The organism is Gilliamella sp. B14384G12 (assembly GCF_016101825.1).
GTDB classification, from domain to species: Bacteria; Pseudomonadota; Gammaproteobacteria; order Enterobacterales; family Orbaceae; genus Gilliamella; species Gilliamella apicola_N.
In genome coordinates, this window is the sequence record NZ_JACFPU010000001.1 from 430,238 (window position 1) to 449,236 (window position 18,999).

At 34.1% G+C, this 18,999-nt stretch carries 17 protein-coding genes and 1 pseudogene; 8 read left to right on the forward strand and 10 right to left on the reverse strand.

Translation table 11 applies throughout. The annotated features are described in order from the left end of the window. Positions 1-50: 50 nt before the first annotated feature. The 5 genes from mdoH to H3S73_RS01955 form a co-directional block, all read right to left on the reverse strand. The gene (gene mdoH / locus H3S73_RS01935) at positions 51-2,408 is read right to left on the reverse strand and encodes a glucans biosynthesis glucosyltransferase MdoH (RefSeq protein WP_198235759.1); all 2,358 of its coding nucleotides are present in this window, start codon (positions 2,406-2,408) and stop codon (positions 51-53) included. An 18-nt stretch (positions 2,409-2,426) separates the two neighbouring features. Further along, entirely contained in the window at positions 2,427-3,989 is a 1,563-nt protein-coding gene (locus tag H3S73_RS01940; RefSeq protein ID WP_198235760.1) for a glucan biosynthesis protein G, read from the reverse strand. A 17-nt stretch (positions 3,990-4,006) separates the two neighbouring features. After that, a complete protein-coding gene (locus tag H3S73_RS01945) occupies positions 4,007-4,672 on the reverse strand; it encodes a hypothetical protein (RefSeq protein WP_198235761.1) in 666 nt (221 codons plus the stop codon). A gap of 151 nt (positions 4,673-4,823) precedes the next feature. After that, positions 4,824-5,060: a YecH family metal-binding protein gene (locus H3S73_RS01950; protein ID WP_086327761.1), complete on the reverse strand. Its 237-nt coding sequence runs from the start codon at positions 5,058-5,060 to the stop codon at positions 4,824-4,826. 176 nt (positions 5,061-5,236) lie between these two features. Beyond that, complete coding sequence (locus H3S73_RS01955) at positions 5,237-7,177, reverse strand: exoribonuclease II (RefSeq protein ID WP_198235762.1); 1,941 nt, start codon at positions 7,175-7,177, stop codon at positions 5,237-5,239. Positions 7,178-7,313: 136 nt separating this feature from the next. Between H3S73_RS01955 and H3S73_RS01960 the strand changes: the two genes are divergently transcribed. Continuing rightward, the gene (locus tag H3S73_RS01960) at positions 7,314-8,087 is read left to right on the forward strand and encodes an alpha/beta fold hydrolase (protein WP_198227099.1); all 774 of its coding nucleotides are present in this window, start codon (positions 7,314-7,316) and stop codon (positions 8,085-8,087) included. A gap of 31 nt (positions 8,088-8,118) precedes the next feature. Here the strand turns inward: H3S73_RS01960 and H3S73_RS01965 are convergent, their stop codons facing one another. The 4 genes from H3S73_RS01965 to H3S73_RS01980 are packed head-to-tail and all read right to left on the reverse strand — an operon-like array spanning position 8,119 to position 9,889. Beyond that, a complete protein-coding gene (locus tag H3S73_RS01965) occupies positions 8,119-8,442 on the reverse strand; it encodes a prepilin-type N-terminal cleavage/methylation domain-containing protein (protein WP_086326307.1) in 324 nt (107 codons plus the stop codon). Beyond that, positions 8,435-8,872, reverse strand: coding sequence for a DUF2509 family protein (locus H3S73_RS01970; protein WP_144091584.1), 438 nt, complete (start codon positions 8,870-8,872; stop codon positions 8,435-8,437). Before H3S73_RS01970 ends, H3S73_RS01965 begins: the two co-directional genes overlap by 8 nt. Further along, entirely contained in the window at positions 8,841-9,419 is a 579-nt protein-coding gene (locus tag H3S73_RS01975; protein ID WP_086326309.1) for a prepilin peptidase-dependent protein, read from the reverse strand. Before H3S73_RS01975 ends, H3S73_RS01970 begins: the two co-directional genes overlap by 32 nt. Then, positions 9,413-9,889 carry a prepilin-type N-terminal cleavage/methylation domain-containing protein gene (locus H3S73_RS01980; protein ID WP_086326310.1) on the reverse strand — a complete coding sequence of 159 codons (477 nt, stop codon included), beginning with the start codon at positions 9,887-9,889 and terminating at the stop codon, positions 9,413-9,415. Before H3S73_RS01980 ends, H3S73_RS01975 begins: the two co-directional genes overlap by 7 nt. Before the next feature lie 220 nt (positions 9,890-10,109). On the opposite strand from H3S73_RS01980, the gene dapD reads away from it, so the two are divergent. The 7 genes and pseudogenes from dapD to H3S73_RS02010 all read left to right on the forward strand — a co-directional run bounded on the left by dapD (position 10,110) and on the right by H3S73_RS02010 (position 17,270). Beyond that, positions 10,110-10,934 (forward strand): 2,3,4,5-tetrahydropyridine-2,6-dicarboxylate N-succinyltransferase, encoded by an 825-nt coding sequence (gene dapD, locus H3S73_RS01985; RefSeq protein ID WP_198235763.1) that lies wholly within the window; start codon positions 10,110-10,112, stop codon positions 10,932-10,934. 104 nt (positions 10,935-11,038) lie between these two features. Beyond that, the gene (locus H3S73_RS01990; RefSeq protein ID WP_025316067.1) at positions 11,039-11,530 is read left to right on the forward strand and encodes a YajQ family cyclic di-GMP-binding protein; all 492 of its coding nucleotides are present in this window, start codon (positions 11,039-11,041) and stop codon (positions 11,528-11,530) included. Positions 11,531-11,765: 235 nt separating this feature from the next. After that, positions 11,766-11,966 (forward strand): annotated as a pseudogene (locus H3S73_RS13830) (glycoside hydrolase family 3 C-terminal domain-containing protein); the annotation flags it as partial. Positions 11,967-12,017: 51 nt separating this feature from the next. After that, entirely contained in the window at positions 12,018-12,335 is a 318-nt protein-coding gene (locus H3S73_RS13835) for a fibronectin type III-like domain-contianing protein (RefSeq protein WP_255519600.1), read from the forward strand. A gap of 52 nt (positions 12,336-12,387) precedes the next feature. Then, positions 12,388-14,088 carry a sensor histidine kinase gene (locus H3S73_RS02000; protein ID WP_198235765.1) on the forward strand — a complete coding sequence of 567 codons (1,701 nt, stop codon included), beginning with the start codon at positions 12,388-12,390 and terminating at the stop codon, positions 14,086-14,088. Next, positions 14,082-14,801, forward strand: coding sequence for a two-component system response regulator BtsR (gene btsR / locus H3S73_RS02005; protein WP_198235766.1), 720 nt, complete (start codon positions 14,082-14,084; stop codon positions 14,799-14,801). Before H3S73_RS02000 ends, btsR begins: the two co-directional genes overlap by 7 nt. Positions 14,802-15,122: 321 nt before the next feature. Then, positions 15,123-17,270 carry a carbon starvation CstA family protein gene (locus H3S73_RS02010; protein ID WP_232352902.1) on the forward strand — a complete coding sequence of 716 codons (2,148 nt, stop codon included), beginning with the start codon at positions 15,123-15,125 and terminating at the stop codon, positions 17,268-17,270. A 471-nt stretch (positions 17,271-17,741) separates the two neighbouring features. Here the strand turns inward: H3S73_RS02010 and H3S73_RS02015 are convergent, their stop codons facing one another. Then, complete coding sequence (locus H3S73_RS02015) at positions 17,742-18,920, reverse strand: NAD(P)-dependent alcohol dehydrogenase (RefSeq protein ID WP_198235767.1); 1,179 nt, start codon at positions 18,918-18,920, stop codon at positions 17,742-17,744. Positions 18,921-18,999 lie beyond the last annotated feature (79 nt).

The following is an 18,999-nucleotide window of genomic DNA, read 5'->3' on the forward strand; positions in this document are numbered from 1 at the left end:
TTTGATCAATTACTAAAAGAAGAAAAATAGGGCTTAAGCCCTATTTTTTATTATTGACGTTCATTTTGCCATAAAGTGAATAAATTGTCGTATTTTTCTTGCAACTGCCAAACATGCTGATGTAGCTCAGAAAGAATGATTGGATCTTCTAAAATTGCTAACTGTTGTTCTTTATTGATTTTTTCTAAATCAGCTTGTTTAAATTGCTCAATGAGCTCAAGACGCCTTTGCTCAATTTTTATATTAGGTAAATGGCGAGAAGTGGACAATGCGCAAGTTAATGCATTGTAAATAGGATCAACCAATGCCATGATAAAACCATGTTCAACGATATTAGCTTCCGTTTTAACTAGATATTCTCCCGTCATGGTCACAGCTTTAGCTGGATGAGTTTCCTCTGGTGTTAAAAATAGACCTAGTTTTTTCGCTCTCATGCCAATGCTTGATAATCCTGAAATTCTAATCACTAATGGCGAAATAGTCAGTGGAATTAGAATAGCAATATACCAGTAAGTAAACTGAGGATTTAACCAAATAATCACGCCAAGCCAAATAATGCCTAATAAAGAGAGAGGCCAACAAAAATAGAAAGATTCACCCCATGTTAAAGCATCGTCATTTCTTGACGGGGATTTCCATTGAATTTTACTGCCTAGCCATGCTTTTATCACAAACTTACTATGAAATATCATGCGTATTGGGGCTAATATCATCGACCAGAACATTTCGATGAATATTGATAGAGTCAGCTTGAAAATTCCCCCCACATCTTTGGCACCTGTTTTAGCAATGATAATGCCATAACTAAAGAATTTAGGCGCAAACAATAATACCATCGTCGTAGATAACAATTGTAATGCCAAATTTTCATCCCATCTTGGCCATGTCGGATAAAATTGGTTAGGTTGGAAAAAATATTGTTGATCAGATAAATTAAAAACTAATAAAAGCAGCGTTGAGAAAAATAAAAATGTTAACCATAATAAAGATGAAATATAAGCCATTCCACTCGTTAAAAACATAACTCTATGTGTTAAAGTTATACCACTTTTAAAAATCAATCTTAAATTAATTAGGTTCCCCATACACCAACGATTATCTCGTTTTAGATCTTCAATCATATTGCCTGGAAGTTCTTCGTAACTGCCATTCATATTATAGGCGATCCAAACTCCATATCCTGCACGTCTCATTAAGGTCGCTTCAACAAGATCGTGTGACAAAATATGAATCGGCCCTTTACGTTTTTGTAATGGGGATAAAATACAGTGTTCAATAAAAGGTTTTAAGCGAATCATAGCATTGTGTCCCCAATACTGTGCTTCGCTAAGTTGCCAAAAATGGGTGCCTGCACAAAAAATATCACTGTAAATCTGATTGGCAAATTGTTGGATTCGACCATAAAGCGTTTTCATTCTAACTGATTTTGGCGGTGACTGTAATATGCCCGCTTTAGGTGTCATTTCCATCATGGCAATCATATTTAATATACAATCACCAGTCATAATGCTGTCGGCGTCAAGTATTAACATATATTCATATAAATGTCCCCAGCGTCGACAAAAATCATCAATGTTACCACTTTTACGTTTTACTCGACGTTTACGATGTCGGTAAAAAATATTGCATCCATTATCATCTTTCTGAGCATTAAAATCTGCCCATGCTTTTAATTCATTTACATAAAGATCGGGATCATTCGTATCGCTTAAAATATAAAAATCACAGCAATCCGCGTGACCAGTTTCAACCAAAGATTGATAGGTCGCTTGTAATCCAGCAAAAACGCGTGCTACATCTTCATTACAAATTGGCATAACTAATGCGGTACGATGATTAACATCAATGTGTTTTGCTGCATCTTTAGGGATTTCAATAGTATAGCGGTCTTTTCTTATTACAGCTAAAATTAGTCCCATAACGCTTGTCCAAAAACCAATTGAAATCCAAGCAAACAAAATAGCAAATAGGAAAATAATAAAACCTTGTATAATATAAGGAATAATACTGTATATGGCTAATTCAGGGTTATTAGCCCAATTAGCCATGAAATTAATTTTTTCCCAGCTTTGATAAGGTAACAGTGTCGATAGATAGGTAGTCCCGAAATATGTTTGTATTACAATTAGTGCAAACATTATTAAGCGACGAATAACCGCGATGAGATTAACTTTAGCTTTGAAATTGGCTTTATAGCGTTTGTTCCATTTTTGTGGTTGAATCGAAACGCGTTCAACTTTTGGATAACTGGGTTGCTGATTTCTTTCATCAATGTAGTTTGATGTATCGCCAATTTGATTTAGGCGATATTTCAGAAATTCAGTATTATTTGGCTCAATTCCATTGTTTTTTGATTTCTGGCGCCAATTATCTGCGCCAGAAAGAGTAGCAAAGTAATCTTTTTTCATTATGTTATCTTATTATCGTTATTGCCCTGGATATTGACCGCTCCAAGTTTCAGATAAAATCTGATTCGTTTTTTCTGAAGCTAATTGAACGCGAATATCCGTTGGTTTTTTATTGTCTTGAACATTAAATCGAATAAGAACTCGCCAACCTTTTGTTACAGAATTATATTGTACTTCACAGCTCACAATCGATCCGTTATTGATGCTTGATATTGCTTTAACAGGCTCTTGTTCTGATAAATTAGAACCAGCAAAGTCAATAACATAAGCGTTCGAACCATCAAGTTTACGAATTAAATTTGCTTGCTTTATATCACCTAATGATAATCGAGTGCTAATTGCTCTAGCTACATTATCGGGATAACGTTGCTTTTCATTTAATGAATAGTGTAATCGGTACCTAACATCAAGACTGTCACCAGCTTTATATTGTTTTGTAGGTACCCAGAATGAAACGATATTATCGTTTGTTTCATCTGCTGTAGGGATTTCAACCAGTTCAACCCGACCTTTTTGCCAATTGCCTAAGATTTCTGTCCAAACGCTAGGACGCAATTCATAATGATCATCAAGATCTTGGTAATCTTCAAATCCGTTATCTCGTTGAATCAATCCAAAACCTTTAGGATCTTCAAAACTATATGAAGAAAAAGATAACCGTTTTGGATTGTTTAATGGTCGCCATATCCATTCACCACTGTTTGATAAAATGGATAACCCATTAGAGTCATGCATTGCTGGTCGATAATTTAATAAAGGTGATGGCTGATTTGGGCCAAATAAATACATGCTAGTTAACGGTGCAATACCAAGTTTTTTCACCGAATCGCGGAAAAATATTTTAGCTTGTACAGTTATTGTTGTATCCACACTTGGTACTAAAATAAGTTTATAAGCACCCGTTACGCGAGGTGAATCAAGTAGAGCATAAATTACTAAATGTTTTTGTTTAGGAGATGGTCTTTCTATCCAAAATTCTTTAAAACGAGGGAACTCTTCACCCGTCATCTCACCAGTATCAATCGCTAACCCTCGAGCGGACAAACCATATCGTTGATCTTTTCCAACTGCTCGGAAATAGCTACCACCAAGAGCTGTAAAAATTTCATCATCGGTTTTAGTTGGGTTGTTTATTGGATAATGAACTTTAAATCCGGCAAATCCAAGTTTTTTCGTGTTTAGATGATCTAATCCGACTTTACTTAAATCAAAATAACTCGGATCAAATTTAATTTCATTAACCTGATTATTGACAATTTCATTGATTTGGACAGGTGTATCAAAATACATCCCTTCATGATAGAACTCTAATTTAAAACGAGTTTTTTTGTCATTCCAATAAGCTTTTTCATGATTAAATTGAATTTTCTGATAATCAGCAAATTGTAGCGAGGCTAATTCATTGGGGATATTTTTAGAGGGTTGTACATAACTTTTCTTTGCTAGCTTTTCTGCTTTAGTCACAACATCATTAAATGAAAAAGCGTATGAAGAAAAACTAATACAAAGAGCTGAAACTATGCAAAGCATTTTGCACGTTGCTGTTTTACTGAACTGACTGATGGGTAATAAATTATACATAAAAACTCGCATTAAGATTATCGGAAAATATTTAAATAATTGATAATGTTATTTTTAGGATCATTCACACACTTTTCCATAAATTCTGTCTTCATCTCTTGAAGAATACTTGGATTTTCGTCAATCAAAAAGTGAGAATAGTTATCCTTAAGAATTTTAGTATGCAAGATTGATAAGTCTCCTTTATTCATTTTGAATAAAGTTTGAAAAGTAGAAATTTTACTATTATTGTTGGTATAGATGGCTGCTGTAAAATCTGCTGAAAGATCGCAATATTTTTCAATATTCGCTTGGGTAGCATTGATTTTACTTAATTCAATTTTGTGTTCAATTTGTTTATCTTCAATGACTTTTTTAATTTGAATATTATATTTTAAATTATAGTATTCATTAAGGTAAAAATTTAAAACACAAGCTGATTGGTTTGGGTCGTTGACACACTTTAGAATACCTTCATTAGAAATGTATTCATTAAAATTTTGTGATTGGAGTAGTTTTTGTAATTGATCTTTTGCATTAACCACATAAGGGTTATTCGATTCTGTTTGTTGCATTAGCACAGATAATGGATCCATTTCAATCTGTGGTGGCTCTTCAATTTTAATTGGTGTAGCCGATTTATGCGCACAACTGGCAATAAAAATAGGAACCATTGTGCATATAAAAATATTACTTAATTTCATATATAAATTCCATGAATATATTTTTCGAGTTGTAATTTTTGGGCAGGCTAGATCTGCGCGAAATTATATACTCATATTCTATTAAATACACTATACGATTAGTTTAAAAGTGTAAAAAAGCATACTGAACATTCACTAATATCTTATAGAGTTAATGACGACAGATTTTTGTTTCGTTGACTGTAAATCCAGAATTATTATCAGGTTTGAATTTACCTTTTAACTTTAAAAAGCAGATGAGTTGTTCAGCATTCATATTAGCTTCAGAGCAAGTGTGAAATTTAGCATTTTTGCCAAACCTTTTTTCAATGGCTTCAAGTAGAGATGATTCTGTATAGTTATTACCAGCCATCATTTGTAAGACTTCATGTCCATGAATTGATAACATAGCACCCTCTGAATCTTATTTTTTAGTTGATACAAATATTTTAATGGATGAAGAAAGATATCAGATATTGTTAAGAAAAAAAAGTGTTTAAGCGTTAAAATATCATTAATTATTAGTTAGGAAACCCCTATGTAATACTAGGGGTTGTTGAAAAAATAAGATAATTCTGAATTCAATTATTCATCTGTAACTAATTTTACTATTATTGATTGATTCTCTTTCTTAACTTGATGCATTTTCACAGTAAGAGTATCTGAAAGTTTATAGCAAATATTATTATTAATTTTAATGACACCCTCTTCAGGACTTGAAACTATTTCCTCTCGATTAGAGTGAATCATTGAAAGTGGTAAAAATACAAATGCACCAATATCAGTTAAACGTAGACGAGCACCGCCGCGGTTGATATCGACAATTTCAGCAACAAAATTATTACCAATTTTATCCGATAAATATTGAACATAAAGATTTTCAGCGATATCACGTTCAGCATAACGTAACAATTTGCGCCTTTCATTCATGATTTTCAACTGCTCTTTATCGGGTTCATTCAAGGTTTGTGAACGTAAATAATTTTTGATTAAACGATGATTAATCATATCTCCATATTTGCGTATTGGTGATGTCCAAGTTGCGTAAGCAGTTAATCCTAAGCCAAAATGAGGTTGTGGTTGAATAGAAAAATCAGCAGGACTTTGACATTTACGGAGCCGAGCCGTTAAAAATGCATCATTATCGATAATTCGTCGTAATTTGATATACCCATCAAAAGATAATAAAGATTCTTTATCAAATCCTTCAATACCATGATTGGTTAAAACTTTCAAAATTTGATCAATGAATTTAATGTCAAAACCTGAATGAATATTGAATATACCAAATCCAACTTTATTATTTAATAGCAAAGTTAAGGCTTGATTAGCTATGATCATGACCTCTTCAACAATTTGACGTGCAATTCGACGAGATTCTTTATTGATGGATTTTACATGACGGTTTTCATCAAGCACAAAACGATAATCATTGCTATCTTTAAACACTAACGCATTGTTTTGTCGCCAAATGGTTCTGGTTTTTGCTAAAGATGACAATAAATTAAGTTGTTCGGGTAAGGTTGCGTTATTAGATAGCAATTCATCGTTATTTTCTAAAAAATCTGAAACATTATTATAAGAAAGTTTCGCTTTTGATTCGATAAATGAGGGCATAAAAGTGATACTATTTTCATCTATTATACCATTTGTATCGATATTAATATTGCATACTAACGCTGGTCGTTTTTGGTTTTCTTTTAAAGAACAAAGATCATTTGCTAACTCTTTAGGTAGCATTGGAATATTAAAATCGGGTAAATAAGTTGTGAAATTTCTTTGTTTAGCAATTTTATCAAGTTGACTGTCTTGTAAAATATACGCAGTTGGATCTGCAATAGCGACTTTCAGTTGGTAATTACCTTGTTCGTCCTTTGAAACGGCAATAGCATCATCCATATCTTCTGTATATTCACTATCTATGGTAAAAAAGTCTATATCGGTTAAATCTTGACGATTAGTCAGTTCATTTTCATCAATTGTTAATGTGTCCGGCTGTGGTGAATTATCTTCTAAATTATATCTGGCCAGAGTTTTTAACCAAGGTAGATAGATTGAACTATTTTCAGCAATAAAATGCGTAATTTCCGCTACAAAATTATTTTTACCTTCTTCAAGAGGATGAGAAATCAATTTGGCAACGACCCAATCATCTTCTTTAAGTTTTTCTTGAATTTGTTTGTTAATTTTACAGCGGATGGCTAAATTTGCAGGCATGTTTTCAGGATAAATAACCATTGTTCGCTCTTGAAAACCTATTTTTCCTATAAATCTTTGTAGGGGGCTTTCAATTAATGATTCTGGTTCAAAAACCTTTTTATCACCATTTTCAATTACTGTTCCAGATACTTTATCGCCATTGCATACGGTTTTCATTTTATTTGCAGTAATGAAATAACTGGTTTTATTATCAACATCTAAAAAACCAAATCCTTTTTCATGGGCTCGGACGGTACCTTCAATACGAGGTGTTTGTTGATGAAGTTCTTGCTTTAGTTGTGCAAGTAGCGGATTATTTTGAAACATACGATTTAACACTTTTAAAAAATTGTTTCAAGATTTTATCATAGTTATAGAGATTATTGTTATTGAATTAATAGTTGGTGACTTTAGCAATAACTATATAATATTAATATTTAACTATAAAAGACTAAGTTGGAATATGAAATTAAATTATAAATTGCAAGGTATAGGGCAGCCAATTGTTTTTCTGCATGGTGTATTTGGTAGTTTAGATAATTTAAATATGTTAGCTAAAGATCTGGTATCTGATTATCAAACCATTCAAGTTGATTTGCGCAATCATGGGCAATCTCCTTGGTCTGATCAAATAAATTATCCCGCTATGGCGCAAGATGTAGCTGATCTTTGTCATGAACTTCAATTAAAAGATATCATTTTAATTGGTCACTCTATGGGGGGCAAAGTAGCGATGCAATTATCACAAGTCATACCGCAGCTCATCCAAAAAATCGTTGTAATTGATATTGCACCAGTAAAATATAGCAGTTCGCCCAATGCCATTATATTAAGAACTTTAATGTATTGCCTTAATAACCAAATCACCGATAGAAAGCAAATTATGGCAGTTATGCAAGAAGCCGGTCTTAGCGAAGCGACTTGTTTATTTTTATTAAAATCTTACAAAAACCAACATTGGTTATTTAATTTACAAACTATCAATGATCAATATGCTAACATTTGCGACTGGCAAACCATACCATCAAGTTCGCCATGTTTAAAACCAATTTTATTTATTCGTGGAGGGAATTCGGTTTATTTAGCCGACAAATATCAAGATACTATCTATGCTCAATTTCCTAATGCTAAAATTGTTACGATAGAAGGTGCTGGTCATAATGTACATGCTGAAAAAACACAACAAGTTTTACAACTGCTACATGATTGGTTAAATTGCTCATCTGATGATGTATAATTTCAATATTTTCAGTATTTAATATCGATAATTAATTACAAAATAGCCGTTTTTGTTTTACTGATTTAAGATTGTTCGGTGTAACAGTAACTAAAACCATTTTGCATCTACTATTGTATGGATCACTTTGTAAAGTATATTGCCAACCATTTGGAATGATATGGTTAGCAATATCCGGATAACTTTCAAGGAGTTCAAATGCTATTTGTTCTGCTTGTAACCGATTAGAAAGATAATGATGCTGATGAATAAGTGTTTTTTGGAAGCCTGTAAAACCAAGAATAATTATTGAAAATAGTAAACTTGCTATCATTAATTCAATTAAACTAAAACCCATACTATTTTTATTATTCACAATCACTACTCCTTTTTTCAGGACAGTAATCTAACCAATGACCTTTTTCTACAACCAGTTTTGTCCCCTTGAAATGTGCAAGAGAATATAAAAAGAAACCGTCAGCCTCGCCTCGTAAAAGTTGATAATTATCCACTTTTAATTGTGATTTTTTTACACAAGCTTTTAATTGGTATTTTGTGTCTTTTAAGCATTGCCACTGATCGGTTGGTGTTTGCCAATCTTGCGTTAACGCCCAATTTAATGCCGAACTGGCTTGATTGAATCGTTTATAATAGCGAGTTTCCATAGCAATGGTTTTATGCCAGGAAATCAATAGTTGATTAAAACCAGTTAATAATAGTAATCCAACGACCATTAAGATAACGACCATTATAATCGCGCTAAATCCGTTTTCATTATTTTGATTCAGTATTTGATAGGTTTTCATTTTTAATTATTTTAGTCACCTGATATTTAACGTGTTTCTGTTTTTTTAGTTCTGCTCCTATCGATAATTCAATAGTGTTATTTTTTTGTTTAATATCGAATTTCGTTACTTTAATTTCAGCAGGGTCAAATAATTTTTCCCACTTAGTCTCTTTGCAATTCACTGCACCTGTTTTGTATTCAACATTATTATTTTTAAAGCGATAGGTAAAAATATCAGAATTGTTCAAGTTCCATGGATCGTAGACCCAATCATGGCGGATTTCACTGTCATATCGGATAATCATACAATTTTGAGCGTTCACAATCTCTAGGGCGTTGTTTTTCATTTTATGCGGATCATCGGCGATAAACCCCGCTCGTTTGATGTCTTTTGATAAACCAATTAATGCTTGATCAACAGCTTGTTGTAAACGCGTTATTTGATAATAATGCAATGTATTTTGTTGTAATTGATAATAAAAAGAGGTTGCACTAATAATAATCATGCTTGTTAACGTAATGCTGATTAGCATTTCAAGTAATGAAAATCCTAACTCTTTTAACATGGTGGTAAACTAGGTAAATAACTGTTCAACTGGCAAAATCGAATGCGTCCACGATAGGATACAAAAACCTTACTTTTACCAATCTCATTAGAGAGTTCTAAGGAAAATGATTGTGCCATATTGCGTCTTCCCCAAAAGTAAATAAGTTTTTTCTCAGTTAATCCAGTAATTTCTACAGAATTATTCGGTTTGATAAAATGTAATTCACCTTGTTTACATGATGCAAGGCGTTCTTCTGAGGTAATGGTTAAACACCATGGGGATGAAAAAACAAAAAGTTTATAATTTTGATTTTCAGTATAAGCTTTAACTTGAACTTCATTTAAAAAGTAAGCTAATTGTTGTGTTGTTGAAACTAATTCATTACGAAGTGCAATTGCTTTCCAATGATGAATGCCTACCGTTGCAACAATAGAGCTAATACCTATAATTATCAAAAGTTCGAGTAATGAAAATCCTTGAGTATGCATAATAGTTTTGTGCTTAAAATGGATATAAATGATTCTACAATTTACTCATCAAATGTTTTTTAGTTAGGAAAATTTTGTGTGATTTATTCCAAATAAATTTTATTTTTTTCTTGCTGTACTTACTCCTGTTGACAAACCACTTAAAAAGCAAGACAGATTATATTATACTGTTTATCCATTTTATATTTACTAACGGACTTATAAGTAAAGGAAACTCGAGATGCAACAATTACAAACTATTATCGACGCAGCCTTTGAACGCCGCGCGGAAATCACTCCTTCAAATGTTGATACAGTAACACGTGACGCAATTAATCAATGTATCGCTTTATTAGACAGCGGTAAAATGCGTGTTGCAGAAAAGATTAATGGTGATTGGGTGACTCATCAATGGTTAAAAAAAGCGGTGTTGCTCTCTTTCCGTATTAATGAAAATCAACTTATTGATGGTGGTGCAACCAAATATTACGATAAAGTACCATTAAAATTTGCTGATTATGATGAAGCGCGATTCCAACAGGAAGGTTTTCGTGTTGTACCATCGGCTATTGCGCGTAAAGGTGCTTATGTGGCACGCAATACTGTGTTAATGCCATCTTATGTCAACATTGGTGCATACGTTGATGAAGGTACAATGGTTGATACTTGGGTAACCGTTGGATCTTGTGCGCAAATTGGTAAAAATGTTCATTTATCTGGTGGTGTAGGTATCGGTGGTGTATTAGAACCATTACAAGCTAACCCAACAATTATTGAAGATAACTGTTTTATCGGTGCTCGTAGTGAAATTGTTGAAGGTGTAATTGTTGAAGAAGGTAGCGTAATTTCAATGGGCGTATTTATTGGTCAAAGCACTAAAATCTATGATCGTGCAACAGGCGAAGTCCATTACGGTCGCGTACCAGCTGGTTCAGTGGTGGTATCCGGTAACTTACCAACCAAAGATGGCAAATATAGCCTATATTGTGCAGTAATTGTTAAAAAAGTTGATGCAAAAACTTTAGGTAAAGTAGGTATTAACGAGCTACTACGTACCATCGATTAATTTAGCTGCCATCGTCTTTATATGCCGCCTCATTAGAAAGGCGGCAAATATTTTATTCATTCTTAAATTTAATCATATTTATAATCACTCTAAGAGGAGAGTCTATGCCTTCTTTTGATATTGTCTCTGAAATTCAAATGCCTGAGGTTAAAAACGGTGTCGAAAATGCTACGCGAGAGTTGGCAACCCGTTGGGATTTCAAAAACGTTGAAGCATCGTTTGAATTAAATGAAAAAAATGAAACGATCAAGGCAACGAGTCAATCTGACTTCCAAGTGCAACAGTTGCTGGATATTTTACGTGATAAGTTAGCCAAGCGTGGTATTGATGGTGGTGCTTTAGAAATCCCAGAGGAGATGGAACACAGTGGAAAATTATACAGCATTACTGTCAAGCTTAAACAAGGGATTGATAAAGAGTTAGCTAAGAAAATTGTAAAGGCTATCAAAGATAGTAAAATAAAAGTGCAGGCTCAAGTACAAGGTGAGCAAGTTCGTGTTACAGGTAAATCTCGAGATGATTTACAAGCCACTATGGCTTTAGTTCGAAATGGAGAATTTGGGCAACCATTCCAGTTTACTAATTTTAGGGATTAATCAAAATTAACATCTATTTTTGTCGACATTAGTCGGCAAAGTTAACCTTTAAACTATTCAATTTATTATTGTCAAAAAGTTTGAGGTTAACACTACGTTTTAGTATGAAAAATTAAAATAATTATAGTTAAAGCGCCTTAAATATGAAAATCAACTCGGTATAGAATAAGATTTTCTTCAACGAATATACCAAGCTTATGCTATGCTTGATACTTGATATTTAAGCGCAGAAGGCGGTAATGCTATCACGGATGTATTGTTTGGTGATTATAATCCTTCAGGTCAATTACCTATGTCTTTTCCTTATAATATTGAACAGATCCCCGTTTATTACAGCCATTCAAACACTGGGCGACCAAGGGGGACTAAAAACATGGGTAAATATACAACTTCCTACTTTGACAGCTCTAACGAACCATTATTTCCATTTGGTTTTGGTTTGAGTTACACCGATTTCAATATTGATTTTGTTCTATCCAGCACTGAAATGACAAAGGACAGTGAAATAGTTGTAACCGCTAATATTGAAAACATTGGTGATAAACTAGGAACCCAAACCGTACAACTGTATCTACAAGACATAACCGCGTCGGTGAGCCGTCCAGTCAAGCAACTTGTTGGTTTTGAAAATATTACTCTAAAACCGCATGAAAAAGGACAAATAAAATTTGTAATTAAATATGACATGTTAAAATTTTGGAATGATAAAATGCAATATGTTGCCGAACCTGGTAAATTTAATGTGTTCGTTGGCTCTGACTCGACAACTCATAATAAAAAGACGTTTACTTTATTAGACAAATAAGTCAGTAATTTTTTATCGAAATTTTTGATGGTTTCGATTTGGTAGCAATATTATGTTTGAATTTGATCTTGTATTACAGCTACTACAACAAATGTGTGTTTACTTAGTGATTGCTTATTTACTAAGTAAAACACCCATTGTTATTCCTCTTATGCAAGTTACTGTGCATTTACCTCACAAATTAGTTTGCTATTTTATCTTTTCTTTATTTTGTATTATGGGAAGCTATTTCGGCTTACATATTGAAGATACGATTGCTAATACCCGTGCTATAGGTGCTATTTTAGGTGGACTTCTAGGTGGGCCTATAGTTGGGTTTCTTGTAGGTATTACAGGTGGATTTCATCGCTATTTGATGGGTGGCATTACTGCCGAAAGTTGTATGTTATCAACAATTTTAACGGGTCTATTAAGTGGTCTGCTCCACTATGTATTAATGAAAAAAGGGCGGGTGGATCTTATTTATAATCCTTTTTTAGTCGGTATTTTAGGATTATTGGTAGAATCACTTGAAATGGTGTTAGTGCTTGTCATCTCTCGACCTTTTGATGTTGTTTCGCACGCTATCAGAAGTATTGCGGCTCCCATGATTGTTGCCAACAGTATTGGCGCTGCGATGTTTATGCGGATTTTATTAGATAGACGGGCAATATTTGAAAGATATACTTCGGCTTTTTCGGCTAAAGCATTAAAAATTGCTGTCAGCACCGAAGGTTTATTGCGTGATGGTTTTAATCAACATAATAGTACCAAAGTTGCTGAAATTATTTATCAACAACTTGATATAGGCGCGGTGTCGATCACCGATCGAGAAAAAATATTAGCTTTTATTGGTATTGGAGATGATCATCATAAACCTGGCACATTAATAACATCCAATAGCACTTTAGAGGCGATCGAAAGAAATGAAGTACAATATCTTGATGGGGCTCATCAACCTTATCAATGTTCAATAAGTAAAAATTGTCGTTTAGGTTCAACTTTGGTTATACCGCTTCGAGGTGAAAACAATACCGTTGTTGGTACAATTAAATTGTATGAAGCAAAAAATACCTTATTTAGTTCAATAAATCGAACTCTTGGCGAAGGTATAGCTAGTCTACTGTCTGCACAAATTTTAGCAGGTCAGAATGAACACTACAAACAACTGCTTTATAAAACAGAAATTAAATTACTGCATGCGCAAGTCAATCCTCACTTTTTATTTAATGCGTTAAATACTTTACTTGCCGTCATACGTCGTGACAAAACTCAGGCCTCGCAATTAGTTCAAAATCTGTCTACTTTTTTTCGAAAAAATTTAAAAAGAACAGAAGAGATAGTCTCTTTAAAAGATGAACTTGAGCATATTAATGCTTACTTGCAAATTGAAAAAATGCGATTTATGGATCAGTTGACTATCGAATTCGATATTCCAACCGAATTCGAATTTGTTCAATTGCCCGCGTTTTCATTACAACCCATTGTTGAAAATGCAATAAAACATGGTACTTCACAATTGATAGGTGAAGGAAAAGTAATTATTCGCGCTCATGCCAATAGGCAATCGATAATATTAGAAGTGATTGATAATGCTGGTAATTACTGTGAAAATAAAAAAGATAACAAAGGATTAGGACTTAATCTTGTCGATAAACGAATTAAGATTCGTTATGGTGAAAAATATGGTATCAAGATAGAATGTGAACCAGATGAATATACTAAAGTAATGTTAACCTTGCCTTTGCAAAAGGATACGAATGTTCAATGCTAAAAGTTATTATTGTCGATGATGAATTACCTGCACGTGAAAATTTACGTTGCTTATTAGAAAATGATCCTCAAATATCTATTATTGCTGAATGTAATAATGCGATGGAAGCAATCCGTGAAATTCATCGGCTGCAACCAGATGTTGTTTTTTTGGATATTCAAATGCCCAAAATAAACGGTTTTGAAATGTTATCTATGCTTGATCCACAAACAATGCCTAGGATTGTATTTTTAACGGCTTATGGCGAATTTGCTATCAAGGCATTTGAGGAACAAGCTTTTGATTATTTACTTAAACCGGTTGAACAAGAAAGATTAAATAAAACTTTATATCGTTTACATCACCAATGTTTATCCGGAAATACTAATCAATTAAAAGAAGTGAATCAGGATTTAAAATACATTCCATGTGTTGGTCATAATCGAATTTACTTGTTAAATTTAGAAGATGTCTTTTATGTTTCATCGAAAATCAGCGGAATTTATGTTTTTAATCAATCCAATAATGAATATTTTACTGAGTTAACCTTAAAAACACTTGAAGACAAAACACCTTTAATACGTTGTCATCGGCAATACCTAGTTAATTTAAAAAAACTGAAAGAAATCCGTTTTAATGATGCAGGCGGTGTGGATGTCATTTTTATCAATGATATATCTGTTCCTGTCAGTCGCCGTTATTTAAAATGCCTTAAAGAAAAGTTAGGTCTATAACAATTGGATATAAGCATACTTCACGGGTAGATGTTTTGCCAAAAATGTTTTACCGCTTAGTGTCTAATTTTGACCACTCATAGTCTTAATCTAACCTGAAACTTAAATATTATTACTATTTTTACAAGTTAAAAATTACTATATTCTCGAACGTAAATGGACCGTTAGTTGATATATTAATCCATTGAAATTATGTGGATTTAATCTTTGAGTAATGTTAAAAATTTTTTATTAATCATTCGTAACAATCGTTAAATAGCATCTGTTTTGATGGACTAAAGTATCAAACTAATTAATTTTAAACTTATAAAGAGAATTATTATGAATAATAAAGTCTTTAAGCATATTCCATGGCTAATCTTGGCCCTTATTGGAGCATGTTGCCTTGCTGTTGTTGCCTTAAGGCGTGGTGAACATGTTAGTGCACTTTGGATTGTTGCCGCTTCGGTATCAATTTACCTTGTTGCATATCGTTATTACAGTTTGTATATCGCCTCAAAAGTCATGCAACTCGATCCGACTCGCGCAACTCCGGCAGTTATTAATAATGATGGTTTAAACTTTGTGCCAACGAATAAATATGTCTTGTTTGGTCACCATTTCGCTGCTATTGCAGGTGCCGGTCCTCTCGTCGGTCCTGTTCTTGCTGCACAAGTAGGTTATTTACCGGGAACACTTTGGCTACTTGCTGGGGTCGTTTTTGCTGGTGCGGTGCAAGACTTTATGGTTCTATTCTTATCTTCACGCCGTAATGGTTCATCATTGGGTGAAATGATTAAAGAAGAGATGGGGCCTTTTCCGGGAACCATTGCTTTGTTTGGTTGTTTTTTAATTATGTTAATTATACTAGCCGTATTAGCATTAATTGTTGTTAATGCATTAGCTGAAAGTCCTTGGGGGGTGTTTACCGTCTGTTCAACTGTACCAATTGCCTTATTTATGGGTATTTATATGCGATTCCTAAGGCCGGGACGAGTTCTAGAAGTTTCAGTTATTGGTATTGTGTTATTAATCTTATCAATATGGTTTGGTGGCGTTATTGCTAGTGATCCTTATTGGGGACCGGCATTAACCTTCAAGGCGACCACTATCACCTTTGTTCTTGTGGGTTATGCTTTAGTTTCTGCCATGTTACCTGTATGGTTAATTTTAGCACCGCGCGATTATTTAGCGACTTTCTTAAAAATTGGAGTAATTGTTGGTCTAGCAATAGGTATTGTTATTTTAAATCCTAATTTAAAAATGCCAGATGTTACTCAATATGTCGATGGCATGGGTCCTGTTTGGAAAGGTTCGTTGTTTCCATTCTTATTTATTACCATAGCTTGTGGTGCGGTTTCGGGATTCCATGCACTGATTTCATCAGGTACTACACCGAAATTATTGGCTAATGAAAACGACGCACGTTTTATTGGTTATGGTGCAATGTTAATGGAATCTTTCGTGGCGATGATGGCTTTAGTAGCAGCCTCAATTATTGAGCCGGGTCTCTATTTTGCGATGAATACTCCGCCTGCGGCGTTAGGTATCACCATGCCAGATTTGCATAAACTTGGGACTGATGAAGCACCAGTGATTTTGGCACAATTAAAGGATGTCACAACACATGCTGCTGCAACGATAAGTTCTTGGGGATTTGTTATTTCACCTGAAGAAATCCTACAAACTGCAAAAGATATTGGTGAACCATCTGTATTAAATCGTGCTGGTGGTGCACCAACGTTAGCCGTGGGGATTGCTCATGTGTTCCATCAAATTCTTCCGGGTGCCAATATGGGCTTTTGGTATCATTTTGGGATCTTATTTGAAGCACTGTTTATCCTTACTGCATTAGATGCTGGTACGCGATCTGGTCGCTTTATGTTACAAGACTTATTAGGTAATTTTGTACCATTCTTGAAAAAAACAGATTCACTTGTAGCAGGCTTTATCGGCACATTAGGTTGTGTTGGTCTATGGGGTTATTTACTCTATCAAGGCGTTGTCGATCCATTAGGTGGTGTTAAGAGCCTATGGCCATTATTTGGTATCTCTAACCAAATGTTAGCAGCAGTGGCGCTTGTGCTTGCAACCGTTGTATTAATTAAGATGAAACGAGCCAAATATGTCTGGGTAACAGTTATTCCAGCAATATGGTTATTAATTTGTACAACATGGGCATTAGCATTGAAATTATTCAGTAATGATCCGCAATTAGAAGGATTCTTCTATTTAGCAAGCGAGTATAAACGTCGTATCGCTGAGGGCGGTTCATTAACGCAACAGCAAATTGATAACATGCACCATATTGTAATCAACAATTATACTAATGCAGGCTTAAGCATTCTATTCTTGGTTGTTGTTTATAGCATTATCTTCTTTGGTATTAAGACAGCTTTAAAAGTTCGTAATAACAAACATAGAACCGATAAAGAAACCGCTTATGTCCCTATTCCTGAAGGTGGTGTAAAAACGTCTATGTCACATTAGTTAATCATCATTAGGATGTTCTATTAATCAGGCATCCTGATGACAGTGATAAATAATCAATTTTCATTTTATGCTCATCAATCAATATCGATTGATGAGCATTTTTTATAAATAAATTTACCGATTCAAAAATAGATTGCTATTTACTTTTCCCTAATATGATTTTCTTGGAAAGATTTCCATGTTGACGCTTTTGCTCGTTGCCTAATCCTATCTTGCATGTAATGGATAATGCTCTATTTTTTAGAAAGATTTCTTCAATTTTTGGTTTAGTGATTATTAACTCATCCGGATAAAAGCAACATCAAAAATCTTGCCAATGATGTGAACTTTTCCTGCTTTTTTCGTGAAGCTTTATACTATCGGAAAGCCATCTCTTTGTATCCTAAAACCAAAAACCGTTAATTTAATACGACTTTTGGGTTTAATGATGTTTGATGATACGTATTACCTTTAATTTGCTAATTTAATCTAAATGGTGGCGGCATCAATTACATAACGGAAGCGTGCTTTTTTCGCTACCACATCTTTCCATGCTTGATTAATTTGATTAGCGCTGATCATTTGAATTTGTGGGCGCACTCCTGTTTGAGAACAGAACTCCAAAAGATCTTGAGTTTCAGCAATACCACCAATCAATGAAGCATTAAAATTCACTCGCGACTGTGACATTACAATATTGCTGATATCAAGCATAAAATTTTTCCCCATTCCGACCACGGTAAAATAACCAAATGGTTTCACAGTTGCCGCGTATTGTGCTGCATCAAACTGTTCTGGCACGGTGGCAATCATGTAATCTAATTTGCCTTTATAAGGTTGTAATTTACTAAGATCATCGACTAAAATCACTTCTTCTACACCAAGCTTACGGATATCTTGTTCTTTTTCAGCCGTAGTAGTAAAGGCATAGACTTTGGCCCCTTTGGCAATAGCAATTTTCACGGCTAAATGTCCTAAACCTCCAATGCCGACAACGCCGACTTTATCACCCTTATTAATTTTGTATTTCATCAATGGCGAATATGTTGTTATGCCAGCACACAATAATGGTGCGGCTTCTTGTAGTTTAATGTTTTCAGGAATATGTACCGCAAAATGATCGCGTACTACAATGTGACTGGAATAACCGCCTTGAGTAATTGAGGTTGGCTCACGGTTGTCTGGATTGCCATAGGTGAATAGCGTTTGATCATTGTCACAATGTTGTTCTAAACCATTTTTACAGCTTTCACATTCTAAACAAGAATCAACCATGCAGCCCACACCTGCACGATCACCTATTTTAAATTTGGTCACATTTTTCCCTACGGCAACAACAATGCCCACGATCTCATGACCCGGTACTTGCGGATAGGTCATTTTGCCCCAGTCGCCTTTTTCTTGATGAATATCTGAATGACAAATGCTGGCGTATTTGATTTCAATTAATATATCATTATCTCCTACAGGGCGACGTTCAAACTCCCATGGACGCAGTTCTCCCGATTCATCAAAAGCGGCGTAGGCTTTTGTTTTTACATTACCGCCTGTGTAATGATATTTCATTTGGGCGGTTGGGATAATTGAGGCAGTATGAGCAGACACCATACCTACTCCGACAGTGGCAGACAATTTTAAAAAATTACGTCGAGAAATTAATGTGTTCATAATTGAATCCTTATCCATTATTTAAAATGAGGTTGTTTTATTAGCAATTCACCTTTTTTATAAAGCTATCGATTACATT